Here is a 4390-nt window from a genome sequence, read left to right as displayed (position 1 = left end):
CTGTCGGTTTTTAGCCTTGTTATAGTTCCTAGACGTTTGAAATACAATGTAATTAGCATAACATGACTGGCCCAAAACGGCGACTAAAGTCGCTCGTGTCGTCTTTCATCCCCGCAATAAATTGACGTTGCTCTAAGACTCCCGCACTATTTTCGTAATTCGTTAATTTCGAGCGTGTCGTTCATAAATCTCTAAGTTTCGGAGCAAAATCTGGTCTAGGGTTGCGGGTGAGGATTGGCTAGATGGGGGAAAATAGTTTGTCGATGGATTGCATCGGTAGATAGAGCTTCATCGGCTCTTGTTGAAAAGGTTGAAAGCCATATTTTTGATAAAAATTCAAGGCGGGTGCGTCTAAAGCTTCGACAATGACCGCTAAAGATCCCACTTGTTGAGCCGTGTGCCAGGATTTTTTGAGGGCATCAATCAGCAAAAGTTTTCCTAATCCTTGACCTTTGCAAGTCTGAGTGACAGCAAGACGGCCTAATAATGTTGCCGGTAATCGAGGATAACGGGGTAATTTTTGGGCAAAATTGTTTCGTAAATCTGTCACCGTAACGGTGTAAGCAGAGAGGGTATAGTAGCCCAAAACCGTCATATTCGGCTCATCAATGCAGACAAAAACAGTACAGACTCGTTTTTTGAGATCTTGGGAGGCTTGGGTTTGGATGTCATGATCGAGGCTCTCTTGTCCACAACAAAAGCCTGCGCGGATATGCTGTTTCGGCGCAAGGGGCATAATTTTAAAAACCATTAGCCCGCAATACTTTGGTTGTATTGTGCCACGGCTGATTTTAAGGCGGGATTCGGTTCGGGGGGATTAATTAGGGCATTGATGAAGGCTTCGCTATCTTCACAACTGAGTTTGAGCGTTTGGTGACGCTCGATGATTTTGTAAGCTTCCGCTTCGAGGATGGTGACGGTAAAATCCTTTAAGCTTTTGCCTTGCAGATCGGCGGCTCTTTGAATCAGGGCTTTGGTTTCTGGGCTGATGCGGGCTTCGAGTCGGGCTGAGGGGGAGGGGGCCATGGGTATTTCAGGAATAGGCGGCAACGGCTATGTTTTGATCATACCCGGCAGATTGCCGGATAGCAACGGTAAGGGGGATTTGTGACCCATGGGCTAGTTTCCCCCCACGGCAACCGCTAAGATAGAGGGCGTTGTTTGCTGCGTTGTGATTGGGGCTGTTTTATGAATCAAGGGAAAAAAACCTGGAGCGATCGCTTTGAAAGCGCCTTGCATCCGGCCATCGCCCGCTTTAATGCCAGCATTGGCTTTGATATCGAACTGATTGAATACGACATCACCGGCTCCATCGCCCATGCCAAGATGCTCGCCCACACCGGCATCATTAGTAAAGAAGAGGGGCAACAACTGATCACCGGCCTCGAACAGATCCGCCTCGAATACCAAGAAGGCCGGTTTAACCCCGGCATTGATGCCGAAGATGTCCATTTTGCCGTTGAGCGGCGGCTGACCCAATTAATGGGGGATGTGGGCAAAAAACTCCACACGGCGCGATCGCGCAATGACCAAGTGGGGACAGATATTCGCCTCTATCTCCGGGATCAAATCCAAGGCATCCGCATTCAACTGCGGGAATGGCAAGGGGTTTTACTCAAACAGGCTGAAACCCATGTCGAAACGCTGATCCCCGGCTATACCCACCTCCAACGCGCCCAACCCGTCAGCCTCGCCCATCACCTCCTCGCCTATTTCCAAATGGCCCAACGGGATTGGGAACGGTTGGGGGAAATTTACCACCGCACCAATATTTCACCTTTGGGGAGTGGCGCATTGGCAGGAACCACATTCCCCATTGATCGCCATTACACCGCTGCGGAATTGAAATTTGGCGGGGTCTATGCTAACAGCCTCGATGGGGTGAGCGATCGCGATTTTGCCATTGAATTCCTCTGTGCCGCCAGCCTGATCATGGTGCATCTCAGCCGCTTCAGTGAGGAACTGATCCTCTGGGGTTCCCAGGAATTTAGCTTTATTAAATTTCAAGACAGTTGCTCCACTGGCTCTAGCATCATGCCCCAAAAGAAAAACCCCGATATTCCCGAATTGGTGCGAGGGAAAACGGGGCGAGTATTTGGTCATTTGCAAGCCCTGTTAACAATTATGAAGGGGTTGCCTTTGGCCTATAACAAGGATTTACAAGAAGATAAAGAGGCGCTTTTTGATGGGGTGAAAACCATTGAGGCCTGTTTAGAAGCGATGACAATTCTATTACGGGAAGGGATTGAATTTAAAACGGAACGGTTAGAAGCAGCGGTGAATGAAGACTTTTCTAATGCTACCGATGTGGCGGATTATTTGGCGGCTAAGGGTGTGCCTTTCCGCGAGGCCTATAACCTGGTGGGCAAGGTGGTGAAAACCAGTTTAGCGGCGGGGAAACTGTTAAAAGACCTCACCTTAGAGGAATGGCAGGCGTTGCATCCTCAGTTTGAGGCGGATATTTATGCGGCGATCGCCCCCCGTCAAGTGGTGGCGGCCCGCAACAGCTACGGCGGCACAGGTTTTGAGCAGGTGCGCAGCGCGATCAAATCCGCTAAAGAGCAACTGTTGGGTTAAGGGGGGGCGGAAGGGCGAAAAATTTTTCGCCCCTACGTTATCAATCAGGGGATTGCCGATTAAATCTCCTCACAGAGGCCGGCGAGGGTGGCTTTCATTTCTGCTACGGATGTGGTCGCCGTCCCAAAATGGCGCACCACCAAACTCGCCGCTAAATTCCCCAATACCGCCGCCTCCCATTCCGTTGCCCCCAAACAAAGAGCCAATGTCAACGCCGCCACCACCGTATCCCCCGCCCCCGTCACATCGAACACATCGGTACGGTTAAAGGCGGGGATGTGGTGGATTTGGCCGGTGCGATCGCACAACGTCATCCCCTCATCCCCCCGCGTGATCAACATATTGGCCGCTTGGGTGAGATCCCGTAATTCCTGACTGGCCCGCTCCACCGTCGGCGTATCGGGGAGGCCATAGCCGACGGCGTTTTCCGCCTCTGGCAGGTTGGGGGTGAAGATCGTCGCCCCCTGGTAACGGGGTAGGCCTTTTTGCGCATCGACAATGGTGCGATCGTGGCCCAACGCCGCCTCAATCACGGGCGGCGTAAACACCCCTTCCCCATAATCGGAACAAACCACCGCATCCACATTCCCCAACTGACTGCGGATCACCGCCGCTAACTCTAACTGCATCTCTAAACTCACCAGTTCATCGGACTTGCGATCGATCCGCACCATCTGCTGGCTCACCGATTGCCGCGCATGGCCGACAATCCGCGTTTTCGTCACTGTTGGCCGGCTGGCATCCACAACTAACCCTTGGGTATCAATGCCCGCGCTGCTGAAAATCTCCCGTAGGGCCTCCCCTTGCACATCCTTGCCAATCAACCCCACCGCGATCACCTGCGCCCCCAACTTCGCCAAGTTATAGATGGCATTGGCTCCCCCCCCCGGAATTTGGCGGGTGAACTCATGGCGCAAAATCAAGACCGGCGCTTCACGGGAAATCCGCTCCACCTGGCCCGTCAAAAATTCATCTAGGGTGAGATCCCCCACCACCAACACCCGGCAGGTGGCAAAGCGATCTAACAATCCCTGTAAACGGGGGGCTGCTGCCAAGAGATCAGCGGTAAAAGTAGCGGGCATGGTCATCGCGGGTCTTCCTCGGTGGGGGGGGCGGGGAGTGGGGTATTGGGGCGGGGTGGGGTAGGCGTGGGTTCGGGGGTGGGAACGGCTAAACCGGGGCAGGTTTCGGGATTATAGGTGAAGGGGACGGTGACGCGGAAGGGGGTGGGACGGTTGACGGCGGGGAAACTGACGGAACCCAGTTGCGATCGCGCCTGATCATTAAAAATCTTATGGCCCGCACTTTGCAACAGTTGCGGTTCCCCCCTTGAGCCATCGGGGCGCACTTCTACACCGTAAACCGTTGTTCCCGACAGTCGCCGTAAACAGGCATCTTCGGGGTAATTTCCTGCCACTGTCAGCGCCCGAGGCTCCACCACCGCCGCCGCCAACCAGCGGGCATTATTTTCCTCCGCTTCCGCTGCGGTGGTGTCAATGGGGTTACTGCGGAGATTTTCCCGCCGTTGCTCGATTTCACTGAGTACCGTCTCCTCTCGGCGGGCGGCGATCGCTTCTGAAGGGCTAGCCGTTGAGCCTTCTTCGGGGGCTTTTTCGGGGCTAGGGGGAGGGACGATGATCGCGGCCTGGTCAGGATTGGGGGGATTCTGGCGGGCTAGTTGCTCCGCACCCCGAGGCCGGGGCAGCAGTTCCGCCGGATTTTCAAACTCTTGCAATTGGAAATTCGGGTTTTCATCCGCCACTTCAAACTGAGGAATCCGGCGATCCTGAGGTGTGGCGCGATTGGGAGGATT

5 protein-coding genes are annotated in these 4390 nt (G+C 53.8%); 1 reads left to right on the top strand and 4 read right to left on the bottom strand.

Annotated features, from left to right (window positions below):
- Positions 1 to 238: 238 nt before the first annotated feature.
- Together VB712_RS20285 and VB712_RS20280 are read right to left on the bottom strand one after the other, a co-directional pair.
- A complete protein-coding gene (locus VB712_RS20285; RefSeq protein WP_323258169.1) occupies positions 239 to 751 on the bottom strand; it encodes a GNAT family N-acetyltransferase in 513 nt (170 codons plus the stop codon).
- Positions 751 to 1026: a DUF1778 domain-containing protein gene (locus tag VB712_RS20280; RefSeq protein WP_323258167.1), complete on the bottom strand. Its 276-nt coding sequence runs from the start codon at positions 1024 to 1026 to the stop codon at positions 751 to 753. Before VB712_RS20280 ends, VB712_RS20285 begins: the two co-directional genes overlap by 1 nt.
- A gap of 162 nt (positions 1027 to 1188) precedes the next feature.
- Here VB712_RS20280 and argH point away from each other — a divergent pair, with 162 nt between their 5' ends.
- Positions 1189 to 2577, top strand: a complete 1389-nt coding sequence (gene argH, locus VB712_RS20275; protein ID WP_323258165.1) for an argininosuccinate lyase — start codon at positions 1189 to 1191, stop codon at positions 2575 to 2577.
- Positions 2578 to 2636: 59 nt separating this feature from the next.
- On the opposite strand, the gene VB712_RS20270 is transcribed toward argH, so the two are convergent.
- Positions 2637 to 3665, bottom strand: a complete 1029-nt coding sequence (locus VB712_RS20270) for a bifunctional heptose 7-phosphate kinase/heptose 1-phosphate adenyltransferase (protein ID WP_323258163.1) — start codon at positions 3663 to 3665, stop codon at positions 2637 to 2639.
- On the bottom strand, positions 3662 to 4390 hold a 729-nt coding region (locus VB712_RS20265; protein WP_323258161.1), incomplete at its 5' end, for a TonB family protein. The genes VB712_RS20265 and VB712_RS20270, both read right to left, overlap by 4 nt.

It is taken from the genome of Spirulina sp. CCNP1310, assembly GCF_034932185.1.
GTDB lineage: Bacteria > Cyanobacteriota > Cyanobacteriia > Cyanobacteriales > Spirulinaceae > Spirulina.
This window is presented reverse-complemented; position numbering and strand designations above follow the sequence as displayed.

Excerpts from the sequence above, each read along its gene's own strand:
- VB712_RS20270 (WP_323258163.1), bottom strand. The coding sequence starts at position 3,665 with ATGACCATGCCCGCTACTTTTACCGCTGATCTCTTGGCAGCAGCCCCC.
- VB712_RS20285 (WP_323258169.1), bottom strand. The coding sequence starts at position 751 with ATGGTTTTTAAAATTATGCCCCTTGCGCCGAAACAGCATATCCGCGCA.
- VB712_RS20280 (WP_323258167.1), bottom strand. The coding sequence starts at position 1,026 with ATGGCCCCCTCCCCCTCAGCCCGACTCGAAGCCCGCATCAGCCCAGAA.
- argH (WP_323258165.1), top strand. The coding sequence starts at position 1,189 with ATGAATCAAGGGAAAAAAACCTGGAGCGATCGCTTTGAAAGCGCCTTG.